This is a genomic window from Phenylobacterium sp. (assembly GCF_016124325.1).
Classification (GTDB): Bacteria; Pseudomonadota; Alphaproteobacteria; order Caulobacterales; family Caulobacteraceae; genus Phenylobacterium.
Genome location: NZ_WGNY01000019.1, coordinates 210,568 through 228,187, shown reverse-complemented (window position 1 = coordinate 228,187; position 17,620 = coordinate 210,568). Strand labels below are relative to the sequence as shown.

Genomic DNA, 17,620 nt, shown 5'->3' with positions numbered 1-17,620 from the left:
GCACAACCCAGGATGTGTGTTTTCAATCTATATTCGATCTACTTTCCCGGGCCCCGGGCCGCGGCGTCCAGCAGGCCGGCCAGGCGGTCGGATTCGCGGATGCGGACCGCGTGGAACTGGCGCAGCGCCGCCAGCCGCTCCGCCCGCGGGACCTCCGCGTCCAGAAGGCCCAGGGCCTCGGCCTCCAGGTCGCCCAGCAGGCGGGACTCCACCCGCCGCGCCGGGCCGAGCTGGATCTGGATCACCCGGAAGGCGGCGATCAGCAGGCGGCTGCCGGTCGCGCCCACCCAGCCGCGGAAGGCCTCCTCGACGGCGGCGACGGGGTCGAACGCCGCCCCGGGCGGGATTCCGGGCGGCGCGCCGGCCGGCGGCGGCAGGCGGTTCGCCCGCCGGGGCTCCAGGGCGATCAGCAGGTGCGCCAGGCTGCGCCGGTGCAGGTCGGCGATGTCGACGCTCCCCAGCCGGCGGACGAAATAGCCCTGCCCGCGCCGGTCCTCGAGCACCCCTTCTCCGGCCAGGCGCGAGAGCGCCTCGCGCACGGGCGTGGTCGACAGGCCCAGGTCGTCGGCCAGGTCGACGGCCGTCGCCCGGGCGCCCGGCGCCAGCGCGCCGCTGCGCAGGCGATCGCGGATCGCCGCGAGGGCGACATGGAAGGGCTCGGCCTGGGACGCGGCCATCGCAGGACTCCGCTGGCCTCGTGGGGCGCGACCGTCCCAGGAGGCGCGGCGGGCGCCGACCGTGACAAGGGCGATATTTCCCGCGGCGCGGCCGCGCCGGGGGCCGGCCCGCGAATATTCACAATGCGCGCCAGGAAATGGCGGGCCGCTCGCCGGATTCGACACGGCCCGCCGCGCCGGCGGCCTAGGTTGCGCCCGCGGCCTCGGCCTTGGGCGCGATGCGCACGCAGCGCACCCCCCGGCGGCGCGCCTGCTCGGCCAGGTTCATCGCCGGCCCGAACGGCGGGGCGCCGGCCTCGGCGGCCGGGCCCAGGCTCTCCGGCAGCACGAGGACGCAGACCGGCTCCAGGGCCATCAGCTGGTCGTTGGCGCGGAACGGCGCGGCCCGCCCGAACCGCTCGAAGTCGGGGCGGGCCAGGACCAGGCGCACGCCCTTCTGCTGGGCCCAGCGCCGCGCCAGCCGTTCGCCGCCCTTGGCGCCGGTGAGCGCCAGGCTCATGCCGGGATATTCCGCGCGCGCCCAGTTGAGGGCGTCGAAGATGCGGCGCGCGTCCTGCGGCGCGTCGCTGCGCGGCGAGGCGCGGAAGGCGACCACGGCCTCGCCCGGATCGGCGGCGGACCGCTTGCGCTCGGCGGCGGCCCGCAGCGCCGCCTGGGCGTCGATCTGGGCGGCGCTCGTCCCGCCGCGCACGGTTCCGCGCCAGGGACTCCAGACCTCCCCGGTGGCCACCGCATACGCCTCGGCCGCGGCGTCGCGCACCAGGGCCAGGGCCTCGCCGGCGACGTCGAGCCGGTCGGCGCTGGCCTTGGCCTCCTGCAGGTCCAGGTCGGCGACCTCGGAGCCGTCGAACGCCCGCAGCTGCTCGGCCAGCCGGTCGCGCGCGCGGTCGGCGTCGCGCTCGAGGCGATGCACCCCGGCGTGCAGGCCGCCGATCAGGGTCTCGCAGACCGTCACGGCGTGGTCCTCGAGGGCGCCGCCCAGCACCAGGTCGAGCACCTCGCCCATCAGGGCGCGGCCCAGCTGGACCAGCTGCGGCTCCGTGGGGTGCGGGCGCGGGTCCTGCAAGGCCGCGGTCCGGGCGTCGAAGGCGTCGAGGTCGGCGGTGTTGAAGAAGGTGGGATGCGGTCGCATGGCGGTCTCCTGAGGGCTGCGAGCCGAAGCTCGCGACCTCCGGCCGCCGGAGCCGGGCCGCAGGCCAGGGCGCCGCCAGGCGGCGAGAGCGCACCCTTGCCGGCGGGCCGGGCCGGCGGCGCTCCGTCGCGATCCTCCGCTTCGGCCGCGCCGCGGAGCCCGCCGCCGGTCCGCGCCCCCGCTTCGCGCCGCCCCGGCCGTCGACGCCCGCCGGCGCGGGCCCGCCGCCGGCAAGGGCGCACGCCCCCGTCGGACGACGGAGGCGTGCGAGGGTCTCGGCGCCGGCGCGCTATTCGGCGGCGACCGCCGCGGGCTCGGGCGCGAGGGCCGCATCCGCCCGCCTGAGAAGCGGCGCCACGGCGCGGGCCCGCCGGGCCGGCGCGAAGGGCCGGCGCGTGTAGGCCTGAGCCGGGAAGCCCAGCCACTTCGGCGTCCACCCCTCGACCTTGGCCCGGCCGTTCGCGCCGTCGAGGAAGTCGCGCAGGATGCCGGTCTGCGTCTTCACCTTCTCGGTGAGGTTGCCGTCGGCGACCTTCTTGCCGCCGACCTCCTTCAGCATGGCGTTCGCGATCTCCCGGTCGCGCATCAGCTCGAAGAAGGCGCCGTCCGGCGCCCAGAAGCGGCGGACGTCGACCTTGAGCCAGGCGCCCGCGGCCTCCACAGCGTCGCTTCCGGCCTCCAGGCTCTCGGCCATCACCGCCGCGGCCACGGCCAGGACGGCGGCGTCGGACAGGCCCAGCAGCCGCGCGAAGACCGCCGCCGCGCCGCCGCCGTCGCGCCGCCCGAGCAGCGCCTCGGCGCCCTGGCCGAGGCCCAGCAGGGCCGCCGCCTCCCGGCGGCGTTCGGCGAAGGCCGCCTCGGCGGGACTCGCCGCCAGGCTCGCGGCCACCGCCGGGTCGTGCGGCGCCCGCGGCTCGGCCTTCACCTGCCAGTGGGGCGACCCCGCCACCGCGTGGGCGACGAGCATCCGCAGCGCCACGGCGGGATGCTCGGTCAGGGCTACGCGCACGGCGGCGTGGCGATGCAGGTCGATGTAGGCGCCCTGGGCCCGGGTCACCTCGGGCCGGGCGAGCCTGGCCGCCTCGGCCGCTTCGGGGCGCTCGCCGCGGGCCGCCTTCTCCGCCGCGGCCCGGGCCCGCCTGGCCTCCTTGTCGGTGAGCCAGCCCTCGTGGACCTCGACCTCGCCCTTCAGGCCCACGGCGATGAACACCTTGCCGCCCTGGGTCCTGGGCGTCTTCACGTGCTTCCAGCTGTAGAACGGCTGGCCGGCCTCCAGCACCTCGACCTCGCCCCAGCCCGCCGCCAGCAGGGCTTCGCGCCGGGCGGCCACGGCCTCGTTCTGGCAGCGCCAGAAGAGGCCGGCGTCCACGAAGTAGCTGTCCTCGCCGAACAGGTCGGCGCGGATCTGGCCGGGGTAGTCGTCGAGCGAGAAGAGCGCGTTCTTGGTCGGGATCGAGGCCCCGCCGAACAGCCAGGCCTTCAGCGACGAACCGGTGGGCGCCCGCTGCTCCGGATCGTCGAACAGCGCCAGCCAGGCCTTCTGCTGGGCCTTGCTGGCCAAGGTCAGGGCGCGGACCGTGGCCACGTCGATCGCCTCGCGGCGGTAGAGGTTGCGGAGCCGCGGCAGGAGCTGGCCCAGCGCCAGGGTGCGCTTCACCACCGCCTCCGACATCCCGAAGACCGCCGCGATCTGCTCGGCCGTCCGCCCGGACCTGACGAGGCGCGCGAAGGTCTCCCAGCAGGTCACCTCGTCGGGCGGCAGCCGGCCGAGGTTCTCGATCAGCGAGGCCTCGATCGCGGCCGCGTCGTCGCCCGCCTCGAGGATGCCGATCGGGACGGGATCGATCTCGACGCCCTCGGCGAGGGCGGCGAGCGCGGCCTTCCAGCGCCGCCGCCCCGCGACGATCTCGAAGCGGTCCTCGACGACGGCGCCCTCGGCGCGGACCTCCCGCACGAGCAGGGTCAGCAGCACGCCGCGCCGGCGGATCGACGGCAGGATGTCGGAGACGTCCGGATCGGGCCGGCCGTAGTGCATGTTGAGCGGCGAGAGGGTGAGGTTGCGGGGATCGGCGAATGCGAGTCTCATGGTCTAGCTCCTCATCTACGGGGGTGTGATCCGGTCCCGTCCGCGCTGTTGTGGAGACGGCGGACGGGCCGGGTTGCGCCAGGGCGGCGCGGGGTCCCGGACCAGGCCGGGGTCGTCCGCCGGCGGCCGCGGCCGCCGGCGAAAGGCGTGGGGGTCAGCGACCGCCGTCCGGCGTCCGGGCGAGGGTCCGCACGATGGCCTCGGCCTCGCGGATCGAGCCGCAGCGCCGGGCGATGTCGGCCCAGCGGGAGATCGGCAGCCGGCCTTCGAACGCGACGTCGCGTTCGAGGGTCAGGCCGAACGGCAGCGTGACCGCGGCGAGCTCGCCCAGGCTGACCGAGCCCAGCTCCGGGCAGCCCATGTCGAGGTCGCAGAGCCCGAACATCGTGTCGCCGTCGGCGTCGAGCTCGGTGATCAGCCAGGTCCCCGGCCCCACGGGATTGAAGAGCTTCAGCACGGGAACCGGGTCGCCGTCCGGCCGGGCGGCGTTGGCGCGCAGGGCCGGCAGGAGGGCCGCCGGCAGCAGGACCAGGCCGTCGTCGCGGGGCGCCTGGGATGGCGGGAAGGTCATGGAACAGGTCTCCGGGCCGACGGCCCGGACCTCCCGTCCGCCGCGCCCGCCCCGCCGGACCCTTCCTCCCCCTCCGTCCCGCGCGCCGCCGGAACCTCGTTCCAGTCCTGCCAGGGCGGCGGCGGCGGCCGCACCTCGGCGCCCACCCCCTGCCGCCGCAGGCCCGCGGCGAGCTCCGCCGCCGCCGCCTCGCCGGGGCGGCCGCGATCGGCGGCGATCACGACCGACGTCACGCCCTGAGGCGCCCGCCAGGCCCGCAGGCTGCGCGCGGAGAGCAGCGCCCAGGCCGGCAGGCCGAAGCGGTCCGCCGCCGAGAGGCAGCTGAAGACGCCCTCGCCGACCAGCAGCCGCGGCGCGGCGGGCCACAGCCGCACCGCCGCGCCGGACGGCGCCTGCCCGATGGTCTTGCGCGGGACGCGCAGGCGCGCGCGCTCGCCGTTCGGCGCGAGATAGGTCACCTCCACCCCGACCAGCGCGCCCGCGGCGTCCTCGATCGCCGCCAGCAGCGCCGGGCGCCGCGCTCCGGCGTCCGCGTAGACGGCGGCGGCGACGCCAGGGTGGTGGCGCAGCCCGCCCGGGGGGACGGCGACACCGCGACGGGCGAGATGCCGCTCGGCCAGCGTCGCCGCCACCGGCCGGGCCTCGGCCCACAGCCGCCGCGCGGCCTCGACCCGGACGCGGACGGGCAGCGTCGGCGGGGCCTCGGCGCGCCCCGAAGGGGCGCCCGAAGCGGCGCCCGGGAGGCGGCCGTCCGGCGCGACCAGCCCCCGCGCCGCCAGGTCGGCCAGCACGTCGCGCCAGTCGTCGCCGGCGAAGGCGTGGACGACGACCCGCCCGCCGGTCAGCAGCAGCGAGACCGAGCGGTCGTTCGGCCCATGTCCCGGGCCCGGCACATTGGCGCGCCGCCCGCCGGCGTAGAGGTCGCCACCGAGCGCGCGGACGATCGCCGCGAGGGTCCCGCCGCCGCTCACAGGAGCCCGAGCCCCCGGAGGCTGACCACCTTCCGGTCGGCGACCAGGAAATGGTCGTGGACCGCGATGCGCAGCACGCGTCCGGCGTCGATCACCTGGCGGGTGGCGGCGACGTCGGCGGCGCTCGGGACCTCCAGTCCGCCGGGATGGTTGTGCGCCAGCACCACCGCCGCGGCGTCGAGCTCAAGCGCCCGGCGAACGATCTCGCGGGGATACACCGGGACGTGGTCGATGGTCCCCTCGCCCAGGATCTCGTCCCGGATCAGGCGGTTGCGCTTGTCGAGGAAGAGGCCGCGCAGCTGCTCGCGGCCGCGCCCGGCCAGGACCGCGCGCAGGTAGTCGGCGACAGCCTGCGCGCCGCTCAGCACCGGCCGGGCGCGCAGCGGCGCGGCGAGCAGCCGCCGGGCCACGTCCGTCAGCAGCGCGATCCGGGCCGCCTGCGCCGCCGGGACGATCCGCGCCAGGGCCGCCGGCGCGGCGGCCAGCACCTGCGGCAGGGACCCGAATTCGGCGATCAGCGCGGCCGCCTCGGCCGGGCCGAGGCCGGCGGCCGCCTGCAGGGCCTCGGGATCGTCCAGCGCCTCCGGCCCGGACGCCAGAAGGCGCCCGGCAAGATCCGGATCCAGGGAAGGAGGTCGGGGCATGGCGGCGCTCTCCAGGGACATCGACCCCCGGCGCGGGGCCGCCCCGCCCGGCCCCCACTCCTCCCCTCCCTCGGCGCTCGCCGGCCCCCGCGGCCGGCGGTCCCGACGCGGGCCAGCCGGCCGGCGACGGTCGCGATGCCTGGCGCCGGGAGTTCGCCGACCCGCCGCCGCAGGAGGCCTGGGGGCGCATTGGCCCTCCGCGAGCCGGCTTGGCGGCGGCTCACCGGCGCCGACGGGCGCGCGGCCGTGGCCCCGGTCGCGGCGTCGCCGACGCAAGGCGGAGCGGCGGGACCGGGACGGCGGAGGACAGCGCCGGGATCAGGCCATGCGGCGCTTCAGCAGAGCCTCGAGGGAATCCAGCACGATCCGGCGGCCTTCGTCCTCGGCGGCGGGGCCGTCGCCGCGACGTACGGCCCTGGCGATCCTGCGCCAGGCGGCGGAGGAGGTCTTCTGGCGGGGCTTGTCGAACACGCCCGCCCAGGGGACGGCGATCTCGCGCTCGAACTCCAGCATGATGCGGCCGACATAGTCGTTGCCCGAGAGGCGGCTGACGAGTTCCCCAAGGCGCCGGCGCACCTGGATATAGTCCGAGACCGAGGCCTCGCTGGACCCCGCGATCGCCGCCAGCACCGAGGCGCCGGCCTGCAGGGCGTCGAGTTGGGCGGCGGACCGGTTCGGCGCTTCGGCCGCGCGGCGGATGTTGTAGGCGCTGAGCTCGGCGCGAATCTCGAAGATCGCCCGCAGGTCGTCGACCGAAAGGTTCCGGACGATCGCCCCCGCACGACCCTCGATCGAGATGATCCGGTCCCGCTCGAGAATCCGCAATGCGTCGCGGACCGGGCCGCGGCTGACGTCGAATTCGGCCGCCGTCGGGACCTCGCGGATCCGGTCGCCCGGCTTCAGGTCCCCGAACTGGATGCGTTCGCGCAGCGCCGCGGCGATCTGGGAGGGCAGGTCCGTGTCCCGGGCCGGTCGTCCCGAACCGACCAGCGGCGCCGACGCCCGGAGAAACGCCTCGGCCTCCGGGTTCATCGGCCGCCGCTCCGCACGATCTCGTGCTGGAGGGCCACCCGCTTGAGCAGATGCGCCAGCCGCGCGTTGCCGCCCTTGGCCGTGAGGCGGTCGATCTCCGCGCGCACGGCTGTCAGCCTGAGATAGGCGGTCTCGCCCGATGCGGCGGCGAAGGGTTCGCCGGACTTCCGTTCGAGCAGGCGTGCGAGAACCGCCCAGGTCTCGCCGACCTGGTCCGGATCGGCGTCGGCCGGACTGATGACCCGCGCGCCCCGGCGCGAGTCGAACCGCACGGCGCCGAGACTCTGCAGGGTCTGGATCACGTTCCGCGCGAAGGCGTGGGTGCAGGCGCACGCCTCGGTGATGTCGCGCTCGGTGAGGCGAGCGCCGGGCTCGAGCCTCCCCGCAAGGATCTCGCGCACGAAGAATTCCGCCGCCGTGTCGAAGTCCACCGGGGGTCCCGCCTAGGCCGCCAGGGGCCCCGCGCCCCTCGGCGCTCCGGCTGTGGTTCGAATCAAGAGGCCCCCTCCTGGCTGTGCTCCCGACCGAGCATCGAAACGAACCGGGGAAATGTCCAGCGAGCCGGGGGCGGCTCCAGCCGTGGAATGTTTATTATTGACATTCCGACCCGATCCACCTCTTTTCGCGGCCAATTCAAAAAAGGGGGAAACACAGAATGGATACGCGTCTCCTGACCGGCGCCGCGCTCGGCGTCCTGTGCGTCGCGGCCGTGGCGCAGCCGGCGATCGCCGAGGGCGTCGAGGACGCCACCCAGCTCGATGAGCTGGTGGTCACGGCCCGCCGACGCGAGGAAAGCCTCAAGGACGTGCCCGCCTCGGTGAGCGCGATCACCAGCGAGTCGATCACGCGCCGCGGCGGGATCCGCGACGTCACGGACCTGTCCTACATGCTGCCGGGCGTCGGGCTCGCCAACACCCACACGATCAACGCGGAGAACAACATCCGCGGCGCGGGCGCGGGCACGACGCGGACCAACAACGCCGACTCGCCGGTCGCCGTGCTCCGGGACGGCGCGAGCATCACGGGCGGAAACCTCGGCGGCCGGGTCTACACGCGCGCCGACCTGTTCGACCTGCAGCGGGTGGAGGTCATCCGCGGCCCGCAGGGCTCGCTGTACGGGGTCAACGCCGTCGGCGGCGTCATGCAGGCGATCAGCACCCGGCCGCGCCCGGACCTGGGCGGCAGCATCCGCGCATCCTATTCGCCGAAGATCGAGCGCACGCAGATCGATGCGATCGGAAACCTGCCGATCACAGACACCCTGGCGATGCGCTTCGGCGTCCAGGTGGTCGACAAGGACAAGGGCTACTTCTTCAACAAGGTCACCGACAGCTATGGCGACAAGGAGAAATACCAGGGCTTCCGCGCCTCGGCCCTCTGGACGCCGTCGGACCGGATCTCGGTCTTCACGGTCTACGACCGCTCCGACGAGCGGTCGTCGTCGAACTTCGTCAACACGACGAGCCAGGTGAACGACGTCACCATCCCCGCCAGCCAAATCTATCCGGCGGACACCGACGGGCCCTTCGTCTACGCGAACAACGCCTCCAACGACGTCAACCGCGACGTCAGCAACTGGCTGACCGAGATCAAGGTGGACCTGGGCGCCGGCAAGCTCACCTCGACGAGCCTCTACCGGCTGCGCGACACCAACTGGTCGCAGGACGCCGACCGCTCGGCCCCCGGGTTCGGCCCCGTGTTCCCGGCCAGCTGCGGCACGCAGTCGTGCTCGCTCTATTTCTACGACCGCACCAAGATCGAGAGCGAGGACCTCCGCTACCAGTGGCCGCTCACTGATCGGATCGACATGCAGGTCGGCGGCAACGCGACCTACAAGCAGTCGCTCGGAAACTTCATCTCCGATGGCCGGACCGTCTCGGCGACCAACCTCAATCCCAGCGCCGTTGCCAACACCGCCTCGGTGGGCAACGAGACGGAACACAGCTGGGGCGTCTTCGCCAGCGCCAGCGTCCGCGTCACCGACCGGCTGACCGTCGACGCCGCCGCGCGCTACGGCGAGGCCCACAAGGACTTCCTGAGCTATGTCACCAACCGGCAGGTCGGCGCCGTCCTCTGCCCCTACGAGACGCCCTTCGACGCGCTGGACGTCGGCGGGGTCTGCACCGCGGGCCTGGCCAGGCTGAGCGACACCTTCACCAGCTTCACGCCCTCGGTCTCGGTCCGCTACGCCATCGCGCCCGACTTCCGGGTCTTCGCGAGCGTCGCGAAGGGCGATCGCGCGGGGGGCTTCAACGGCAACACCGGCTTCGACGCCGGGATACCCGCCACCTTCGAACCCGAGACCACGCTGGCCTACGAGGCCGGCGCGAAGTGGGAGCTCCTGCACACCGCGTTCTCGGCGAGCGCCTTCTACAACGACTACCGGAAGCTCCTCGTCGGGCAGGTCAACTTCGGGCCCGACCTCGTCCCGCGTTCGTACCGGCTGAACGCCGGGGACGCGCACACCCAGGGCGTGGATTTCGAGGCCTTCGGGTCCGCCAGCTGGCCGGACGGCGGGCTGCTGTCCTACAGCCTCGGCGTCAACTACATCCACGGCAAGGTGGACAACGGCCCCTACAAGGGGCTCACCGTCGAGAACATCCCGGAGTGGATGGTGACGGCGTCGCTCTACTACGAGCGCCCCCTCTTCGCCGACTGGCGGGGCTTCGCGTCCCTGAACTACCGCGGAGAGCAGGGGGGCTATACCGGCTTCATCGGCTTCAACAACCAGGTCTCGGCGGCGCGGATCAACCTGTTCCGCGGCGGCGTGGGCGTGACCAACGACGCCCTGCGCTTCGAACTGTCGGCCGAGAACCTGTTCAACGACACCTACGAGGCCATTCGCGACACCAACCGTTCGATCTGGGGCGACAGGCGCGAGGTGAGGTTCACGATGAGCTACGCCCTGGGCAGCGAGCGGCGCGCCCGCTGACGCCGCGACAGACCGACAGACAGAACCCTCCGCTTTGGGGCGCCGGTTCGCGCCGGCGCCCCGATTTTTCGCGCCGCGCAGCCGGCCCGGCCGGCTCAGTCCAGCTCGGAGTAGACGGCGGCCTTGAGCCAGTCGCGGAGGGGGTAGGTTCCGGAGGGGCTGAGCTGGGTCATGAAGACCACCGCGAGGTCGCGGCTCGGCGCGGCCCAGAAGGTGGTGCTCGCCGCCCCGCCCCAGCTGTATTCGCCGACGACGCCCTCTTCGTGCGAACGGCCCACGTCGGTGACCACCGCGCCCAGCAGCCCGAAGCCCATGCCCGATCCGACGCCGCCCAGCCCGAAGGCGGCATGCCGCGCCAGGCCGGGCGCTGCGATTTCGGGAGCGACCTGATCCGACATCATCAGGCGCGCGCCGGCCGGGCTGAGGATCCTGACGCCCTCCGCCCGGCCGCCGCCGGCGAGCATGCGGGCGAACCGCCCGTAGTCGGGGAGCGACGAGACCAGACCCGAGGCGCCGGAGTCGGCGATGGGCGCCGCCAGATAGGGCGATCGCGCGCCCGTCTCAAGCGCCACCAGTCCGGACGCGCCGCGGCCGTAGAGCGTCGTCAGCCGCGCCGCCGAATCCGGCCGGACGAAGAAGCCGGTGTCGGCCATGCCCAGCGGGGCGAACAGCCGCTCGTGGAGGAAGTCGCCGAACCGCTGGCCCGAGACCCGCTCGACGACGAGACCAAGGACGTCGGGGCCGATCGAGTAGAGCCATCGGGACCCGGGCTGGAACTCCAGCGGAATACGTCCCAGCCGCGCGCAATAGTCCGCCAGGCCTTCGATGCCGGGGTCGCGCGCCCAGGACGCGGCAGCCAGCCCCGCCTGGCTGTAGAGGGGGGACATCGGGGTGCCGTTCCAGGAATTCGTCAGGCCCGAGGTGTGCGTCAGCAGGTGGATCAGGCGCATCGGTTGGGCGGGCGCGGTTTCCAACTCCGCCCCCTGGCCGGCGACGTGGACCCGGAGGTTCGCGAACTCCGGCACGTAGTCCGCCACCGGGTCGGTCAGCAGGAGCCGGCCGTCCTCGTAGAGCATCATCAGCGCCACGGCGACGACCGGCTTGGTCATGGAGAAGAGCCGGTAGAGGCTGTCCTCGGCGAGGGGTCGGCCGCTTTCCACATCGGCCCAGCCGGCCACGTGCTGCAACGCGACCTCGCCGCCCAGCGACACCTGCACGGCCGCGCCCGGCAACCGCTTCTGCGCGACGAGGCGATCGCACAGGGCCGCGACGCGCGCGAACAGCGGCGAAGCCTTGCCGGTCAGAGCCGAGGGCGCCGCGGCCGTTGCGCCCAGCCCGCCAAGCACGTCGCGCCGTCCCATCATGTCCGTCACCTCCCCGGCTGCCCGTTCGGCGGCGGCGTGGCCGTCCGCGGGTTGTATTCGGCCGTCTCGCGGGACGGCGGGCGTCGACAATCCCCGCTGGGAGCGAGCGTTGTCAATAATCGCCAAGACATACATCGGCGACCGACCGGCCGGCGCCTTGTCTTTTGTCGATTATCGACATACTGACCTGCGCATGACGTCCGACCGCAGAGGGTCCAAGGGACCCATGATCCGCCACGCCGCCGATCCGGGCCGCCCCTTCGAACACTTTCGGGCGTCTCGGTTGACCCCGCTGATCGGCGCGGAGATTTCCGGGCTGGACCTGCGCAAGCCGCTCGCCGCGCCGGTCGTCGAGGAGCTCCGCCTCGCCCTGGCCGACCACCTGGTGCTCTTCTTCCGCGACCAGGCGATCTCGCCCGAGCAGCACGTCGCCTTCGGCCGCAACTTCGGCGAACTGCACCGCCACCCGGCCGCGCCGCACGTGGAGGGACGGCCGGAAGTGATGATCATCGCGGCCGACGAGACCTCCGAACGCGCCAACGGCGAGGGGTGGCACACGGACGTCTCGTGCGATCCGGAGCCGCCCATGGGGTCGATCCTGCACATCAAGGCGTGCCCGCCCGAGGGCGGCGACACGCTGTTCGCCAACATGTACGCCGCCTACGACGCCCTGTCGGATCGGATGAAGGCCCATCTGGACGGGCTGGAAGCCGTTCACGACGGCGAGCACGTCTACCGCGGCCTGTATGCGAACCTGGGCGTCGCCGACAAGCCGAGCTACCCGCGGGCGCGTCATCCGGTGGTGCGGACGCATCCCTGGACGGGGCGCAAGTGCCTCTATGTGAACCAGGGCTTCACGACGCATCTGGTGGGCTTGCCGCGCGAGGAAAGCGCCGCGCTCCTCGGATACCTGTTCCGCCACATGGCCCACCCCCTGTTCCAATGCCGGTTCCGCTGGACCCCCGACGCCATCGCCTTCTGGGACAACCGCAGCGCCCAACACCATGCGATCTGGGACTACTGGCCCCACCGGCGGTTCGGCCGTCGCGTGACGATCAAGGGAGAGCGGCCGGTCGGGGGCTGACGGCCGGCGGCCTCGCCGACGCACCCGTTTCGCGGTCCGACCGGCCGGCTCCGGCAAGGTGGCCCAGGCCGGCGATCAGGAAATGATCGCGAATCGTGGATCGCGGATCTCGATGCGCGGCGCCCGCGCCGATTACTTGGCGGGCGGCGGCGATGTCGGCGGCGCTCGGGACCTCCGGTCGCCGGGATGGTTGCGCGCCAGCGCCACCGATGCGGCGTCGAGCTCGAGCGCGCGGCGAACGACCTCGCAGAGATAGCCCCCTCTCCTCGTCCTGCGGCGCTCGGGACCCGCCAGCACATCTCAGCCGGCATGGCGGCCGGACAACCGTTCCGGTGCGGCTCGCGCGGGAGGTGTGGATTTCGCGCATCACGACTTCGCCGTCGCTGCAACTGGCGCTCCCGGCCAAGTTCGACGCCCGCGGCCTGGCGTCACCCTGCTCAGCCGCGGCGTTGGGGGAACTTCATGATTAGCAAGAAGCTGGGTTTGGCCATCGCGGCGGCGTGCGCCGCGCTTTGCGGACCGGCCGACGCGACCACTATGCAGGCAGTCATGTCAGGCACCGTATCGCCGTCGGGGTACTTTGATTGGAATCCATTTCTCGGGAGCCGAAACGACTTCCAAATTGGATTTACGTACACAACAAATGGATATAATTTCTATTCCTCAGAGCTTGAATATTATATCTGGTACGCTCCAGCGCATGCGATGATCACGATTGCAGGTCACTCGAAAGAATTTGACTCTGCCGTAGTATTTAGCTCGGGTCATCTTGATTCACAGACGTACTTTCAGGCAGATATAAACACGACGATGGGGGAATATTTTACTGACCAAGCGAAATCGGATTGTGAAGCATGGGATGGATGTTTCGACTATTTTGGATTTGCAGACGTTCAGGGGACATTCTTCGGCGGCCAGATGCCTGTATCTGCTTTCCTCGATACAGAATTTGAGACAGATTTACTGAGCTCATCAAGCGCGCCAAACGTCGAGGCTCGCATTGTGCTAGTAGATAATCTCGGGTTTCCAGGTTCCAATGGAACTCTATTCCTAATTCCAGACCACTTCGAGGTTCGGGCGGTGCCCGAGCCGGCCACCTGGGCGTTAATGCTTGCTGGGTTTGGTGGGATAGGCGCCGTGCTCCGTACCCGCCGCAGACAGCCACCCGAGGGCGTCGCCTAGAGATTTTCTTCCCGCTGAGCTGCGCCGCGCTCGTCGCCGTGTATTTGAGCCTTGCCCCAACATGCTAGCGCGGAGCGGCGCGATGGGGTGCGGACCCGAAGTCGCGGAGGTCGGCGTCCCGCCGGCCCAACCCTGCTGCTATGTAGCGACCGGCTCCGGCGGATCGGCCTTGAGCGTCCCGGCCGACGGGCCCTTCAGCAGCGGCGCGTAGTCGGCGTCCAGATCCAGCCAGGTCTTCGCGCCGCCGCGGTCGAGGAACACCGGCTGGCGGTTGTGGAAGGGGTGCATGTCGTCGCCCGGCGCGGTGTTGATCATGACCATCGTATAGCTCTCGGTCGTCTCGCCCTCCCAGGCGTGGCGCGCCCAGAGCCCGGCGATGAACAGCGGCGCGCCGTCGGCCCGCGTGAAGAAGTGCTTGGTCTTCCTGCCCTGCGGCCCGGTCCACTCGCAGATCGCCGTCGCCGGCACGAGACAGCGGCGCGACTTCACCGCGTCGCGGAAGCTGGCCTTGGTCGCCATCTCCTCGGAGCGGGCGTTGTTGGTCGGGAACTTCCAGGTCTTGGCCGGGCCCTTGTGGAAGAACGGCACGACCCCCCAGCGGCCCACGGCCGGCTCGTAGCCCGCCGCGAGATTCGCAGCCTCGATGGGCCGGAAGAACAGCCCCTGGTACTTGGGATAGACCGTCGTCGCCCACGGCTGGTTGGCCAAGGTGTCGGGGCCGGCGGACAAGGTCAGGCGCTCGCCCAGGAACCGCTCGAAGTCCTCGGCCCAGGCGTTGAGCGTCTCCTCGATGGTGTAGAGGTTGCACATGGGCCAGAGTTGGCCCCGCAAGCGCGCGGGAGTCGAGCAGCCGCACGTTGCAATCCCGAGGGAGGAGCGGACATGAGACCTGGCGTGATCGTCGCCATCGCGGCGCTGGCGGCGTTCGGGAGCGCGAAGGCGGAAGTCTGCATGAAGTCCGGCGAGGAGACGTCGGGGTTCGGCAAGGTCTGCAGCTACCATTGCACCTTCGGCGAGACCTCGCAGAACGTCTCGGCGGCGCAGATGTGCCCGCTCACCGTACAAGCCAGTCCGACGGCGCCGGCGCCGGCGCGCCGGAGCGGGTCCGCCGGCGTCGCCTGCTTCAAGGTCGGCGAGCAGATGACCCAGATGACCAAGCAGTGCGTCTACGACTGCGGCGGCGCGCGCCGGGTCGAGACCGTCGGCGCCGCGCAGCTCTGCCCCATCACCGTGCGCTAGAGCCATACCCGGGCCTGGCCGGTCCGGCCGCACGCCCCGCACCGGAGCCGTCGGCGCAGGTCGGGCGGCGTCGTATCCGGGCCGCAGCGCGAGAACGCCTCCGGGCGGGTCCAGGCGACCCGCCGGCCGCAGGCGCAGGCGATGTTGAGCACCGCGCTCGGCTCCATCGTCCGCGCCAGGGTCTGGAACATCTTCATCGCCGCCGCCGCGCCGTGTCGCCCTCGGTCTTCGGCCAGACCAGCACCGCGAAGTCGCCGCAGACGCCGATCGGCCGGCCGCTGAACCGGTGCGCCGCCTCGACGGGCGCGACGCCCACCCGATAGTCGTCGCAGAGATCGGCGAGCGCCGCCGGCCGGTCGTCGGCCCGCCAGGCGGCCGCCAGGTCGAGCACCCGCAGGAACGCCGCCCGCGGTACGCCGAGCGCCCTCAGGGTGCGCGCGACGTCGCCACAGCCGCGGGCGCGCCAGGCGTCGCGCGGCGGCGCCGCCGCCTCGAGGCGCGCGCAGCGGGCGCTGTATGATCGGGGCCGGGACACTTCACGAACAGAAGCAGAACATCCGCTCGGACGCGAGTCCCTGTCCGCCCAATCATGATCGCCACAGCTGTAGCGGGGCCTGCCGGGCTCCGGCGTTCGCTGCTAGCATCGCCGCATGGACGACGGGTCGGGCTGGTTGGCTGAGGCGCTGAAGGCGCGCGCGTGCTTCAAGGCGCAGGACGACGACGGCGCGTTGCGGCATCTGGATCAGGCCGCGGCGCTCGGCGCGAACGACAGCGAAGTGACCCTCCTCCGCGGCCTCGCGCTCCTACGCCAGGGCCGCCTGGCCGAGGGTTGGCCTTGCTTCGAAGCCCGCCGCACGCGATGGAATTCGCCGATCGCCCGCAGCGGACTGCGGGAGTGGTCCGGAGAGCCGCTCGAAGGCCGCTCGCTCGTCGTCTGGGGCGAACAGGGGCTTGGCGACGAGATTCAGTTCGCCCGCTTCCTGCCGAAGCTCCGGACGCTCGGGGTCCGTTGGATCACGGCCGGCGTCCTGCCGCAAAACATCCGGCTCTTCCAGGCGCTGGGCGCCGATCTCGTTCTCCCACGCACGGAACGCCAGGACGTGCCCGTCGCCGACTACTGGGTCTGCCTCGCCTCGCTCCCGTACCGGCTCGGCGTTCGCGCGCCGTCCGACGTGCCCTCGGCCGCCTATCTGTCGCCGCGCTGGATCGGCGGAGACGATCGGATCGGGATCGTCTGGCGCGGCAACCCCGGCAACCCGAACGACAAGGCCCGTTCGCTGCCATCGCCCGAACCCCTGCTCGCGTTGCCCGGCGCGGTCGAGCTCGAGCCGGCCGGCGACATGCTGGACAGCCTGGAAGCCATCCGTCGCCTGCGCGCCGTCGTGACCGTCGACACCTCCTGGGCCCATCTCGCGGGCGCCATCGGCGCTCCCTGCATGGTGCTGCTCCCGCACGAACTCACGGACTGGCGCTGGGGTTTGTCCGACGACCGCTCCTACTGGTACGAGAGCCTCCGCCTGTTCCGGCAGTCGTCGCCGGGCGACTGGGCCGAGGTCGTGACGCGGGCCGGGGCGGAAGCGGCCGGGCGATGAGCGCGTCGACGGGTTGGATTCGCGGGCGCCGCCGACCTCTCCTGGCGCCTGCAACGGTCGCGGCCGGCGCGCCGAATGGCCGGACCGATGGAAGTCCTGCTAGGTGTCGCCGGTGACGGACGGACAGCATCCCCCAGGGCTCGACAGCGCCCGGGCGCGATACAGCGCCGGGCTCCAGGCGCTGCGGCTGGGTCGCTTCGAAGAGGGCTGGCCACTGCATGAGGCGCGCTACGACGCCGGCGTGGCGATCGTTCGTCCGACAACAGCGGCGCCGGAATGGATGGGCGAGGACCTGGACGGCAAGACCGTGGCCGTCTGTACGGAACAGGGGTTCGGAGATCACCTGATGTTCGGCCGCTTCCTTGGGCCGCTGCGATCCCGAGGCGCCGACATCGTCGTCCTCTGCCATCCGAAGATGGCCCGCATCTTCGAGCGGATCGGCTATCGGACGCGAATCTTCGCCGCGGAACGGCCGTTTCCACCCTGCGACTACTGGGTCGCGATCGGGTCGCTGCCGCTCCGCCTCGGCGTATTGGCCCCGACTGAGGCCGTCTACCTTCCCTTCGCCCGGGGCCGAGGCGGCGGCGTCGGGGTCGTGCCGACCGGCAACCCCGCTCATCCCAACGACGCCCAGCGCTCACTTCCGGACGGCGAAGCCGGCCGCCTGCTCCGCCTCGGGCGCGATCTGAGACCCGAGTCCACCGGCTGCTATGATTTTTCCGATACGGCCGACGTGATCGCGGACCTTGACCTGATCGTCTCGGTGGACACCTCCGTCGCCCATCTCGCCGCCTCCATGGGCAAGCCGACCTGGATCCTGCTTCCATTCAACGGGATGGATTGGCGCTGGGCCGATGGCGTCGCCTCGCCCTGGTATCCGAAAGCACGCCTCCTGCGGCAGACCAAGCCGGGTGAATGGTCGAAAGTGATCGATCAGGTGGAGGCCGAAATCACCGGGCTCGCGACGCGCTAGGCCCCGTTGCGAGCCGACGCGCAGGCGGCGAATTCCACCAAGGGGCATTGCCCGACCTGCGCCATACGCGGCGGGGTGGCGGGCGTTGGTCGCAGTAGCTCGCCCGACGCCGAACGCCGCGAGTGTGTGGCGATCCGCCGG

The 17,620-nt window shown here is 72.3% G+C and carries 18 protein-coding genes; 6 read left to right on the top strand and 12 right to left on the bottom strand.

Annotated features, from left to right (window positions below):
• Nucleotides 1-38 precede the first annotated feature (38 nt).
• The 8 genes from GC203_RS11895 to GC203_RS11860 form a co-directional block, all read right to left on the bottom strand.
• Nucleotides 39-677 carry a winged helix-turn-helix domain-containing protein gene (locus tag GC203_RS11895; RefSeq protein ID WP_293454534.1) on the bottom strand — a complete coding sequence of 213 codons (639 nt, stop codon included), beginning with the start codon at nt 675-677 and terminating at the stop codon, nt 39-41.
• Between the two features lie 184 nt (nt 678-861).
• On the bottom strand, nt 862-1,809 hold the full coding sequence (locus GC203_RS11890) for a DUF2493 domain-containing protein (protein WP_293454532.1): 948 nt from the start codon (nt 1,807-1,809) through the stop codon (nt 862-864).
• A gap of 289 nt (nt 1,810-2,098) precedes the next feature.
• Nucleotides 2,099-3,895 carry a ParB N-terminal domain-containing protein gene (locus GC203_RS11885; protein ID WP_293454531.1) on the bottom strand — a complete coding sequence of 599 codons (1,797 nt, stop codon included), beginning with the start codon at nt 3,893-3,895 and terminating at the stop codon, nt 2,099-2,101.
• Between the two features lie 154 nt (nt 3,896-4,049).
• A complete protein-coding gene (locus tag GC203_RS11880; protein ID WP_293454529.1) occupies nt 4,050-4,466 on the bottom strand; it encodes a DUF2958 domain-containing protein in 417 nt (138 codons plus the stop codon).
• Nucleotides 4,463-5,437 (bottom strand): toprim domain-containing protein, encoded by a 975-nt coding sequence (locus tag GC203_RS11875; RefSeq protein WP_293454527.1) that lies wholly within the window; start codon nt 5,435-5,437, stop codon nt 4,463-4,465. Before GC203_RS11875 ends, GC203_RS11880 begins: the two co-directional genes overlap by 4 nt.
• Nucleotides 5,434-6,081, bottom strand: a complete 648-nt coding sequence (gene radC / locus GC203_RS11870; protein ID WP_293454524.1) for a DNA repair protein RadC — start codon at nt 6,079-6,081, stop codon at nt 5,434-5,436. Before radC ends, GC203_RS11875 begins: the two co-directional genes overlap by 4 nt.
• Before the next feature lie 318 nt (nt 6,082-6,399).
• The gene (locus tag GC203_RS11865; RefSeq protein ID WP_293454522.1) at nt 6,400-7,113 is read right to left on the bottom strand and encodes a GntR family transcriptional regulator; all 714 of its coding nucleotides are present in this window, start codon (nt 7,111-7,113) and stop codon (nt 6,400-6,402) included.
• Complete coding sequence (locus tag GC203_RS11860) at nt 7,110-7,544, bottom strand: GntR family transcriptional regulator (RefSeq protein ID WP_293454520.1); 435 nt, start codon at nt 7,542-7,544, stop codon at nt 7,110-7,112. Before GC203_RS11860 ends, GC203_RS11865 begins: the two co-directional genes overlap by 4 nt.
• A 224-nt stretch (nt 7,545-7,768) precedes the next feature.
• Here GC203_RS11860 and GC203_RS11855 point away from each other — a divergent pair, with 224 nt between their 5' ends.
• Entirely contained in the window at nt 7,769-10,045 is a 2,277-nt protein-coding gene (locus tag GC203_RS11855) for a TonB-dependent receptor (protein ID WP_293454518.1), read from the top strand.
• Between the two features lie 95 nt (nt 10,046-10,140).
• Here GC203_RS11855 and GC203_RS11850 read toward each other — a convergent pair whose 3' ends face one another.
• On the bottom strand, nt 10,141-11,409 hold the full coding sequence (locus GC203_RS11850) for a serine hydrolase domain-containing protein (RefSeq protein WP_293454517.1): 1,269 nt from the start codon (nt 11,407-11,409) through the stop codon (nt 10,141-10,143).
• A gap of 283 nt (nt 11,410-11,692) precedes the next feature.
• Here GC203_RS11850 and GC203_RS11845 point away from each other — a divergent pair, with 283 nt between their 5' ends.
• Together GC203_RS11845 and GC203_RS11840 are read left to right on the top strand one after the other, a co-directional pair.
• Entirely contained in the window at nt 11,693-12,493 is an 801-nt protein-coding gene (locus GC203_RS11845) for a TauD/TfdA family dioxygenase (RefSeq protein ID WP_293454516.1), read from the top strand.
• Nucleotides 12,494-12,955: 462 nt separating this feature from the next.
• The gene (locus tag GC203_RS11840) at nt 12,956-13,675 is read left to right on the top strand and encodes a PEPxxWA-CTERM sorting domain-containing protein (protein ID WP_293454515.1); all 720 of its coding nucleotides are present in this window, start codon (nt 12,956-12,958) and stop codon (nt 13,673-13,675) included.
• Nucleotides 13,676-13,813: 138 nt separating this feature from the next.
• On the opposite strand, the gene GC203_RS11835 is transcribed toward GC203_RS11840, so the two are convergent.
• Entirely contained in the window at nt 13,814-14,485 is a 672-nt protein-coding gene (locus tag GC203_RS11835) for an SOS response-associated peptidase (RefSeq protein ID WP_293454514.1), read from the bottom strand.
• Between the two features lie 72 nt (nt 14,486-14,557).
• On the opposite strand from GC203_RS11835, the gene GC203_RS11830 reads away from it, so the two are divergent.
• On the top strand, nt 14,558-14,914 hold the full coding sequence (locus GC203_RS11830) for a hypothetical protein (RefSeq protein ID WP_293454512.1): 357 nt from the start codon (nt 14,558-14,560) through the stop codon (nt 14,912-14,914).
• On the opposite strand, the gene GC203_RS11825 is transcribed toward GC203_RS11830, so the two are convergent.
• Together GC203_RS11825 and GC203_RS11820 are read right to left on the bottom strand one after the other, a co-directional pair.
• Complete coding sequence (locus GC203_RS11825; protein WP_293454510.1) at nt 14,911-15,111, bottom strand: hypothetical protein; 201 nt, start codon at nt 15,109-15,111, stop codon at nt 14,911-14,913. The genes GC203_RS11830 and GC203_RS11825 overlap by 4 nt on opposite strands.
• Nucleotides 15,108-15,449, bottom strand: coding sequence for a hypothetical protein (locus GC203_RS11820; protein WP_293454508.1), 342 nt, complete (start codon nt 15,447-15,449; stop codon nt 15,108-15,110). Before GC203_RS11820 ends, GC203_RS11825 begins: the two co-directional genes overlap by 4 nt.
• Before the next feature lie 115 nt (nt 15,450-15,564).
• On the opposite strand from GC203_RS11820, the gene GC203_RS11815 reads away from it, so the two are divergent.
• On the top strand, nt 15,565-16,506 hold the full coding sequence (locus tag GC203_RS11815; RefSeq protein WP_293454506.1) for a hypothetical protein: 942 nt from the start codon (nt 15,565-15,567) through the stop codon (nt 16,504-16,506).
• A 103-nt stretch (nt 16,507-16,609) separates the two neighbouring features.
• Entirely contained in the window at nt 16,610-17,479 is an 870-nt protein-coding gene (locus GC203_RS11810) for a glycosyltransferase family 9 protein (protein WP_293454503.1), read from the top strand.
• Nucleotides 17,480-17,620: the final 141 nt, after the last annotated feature.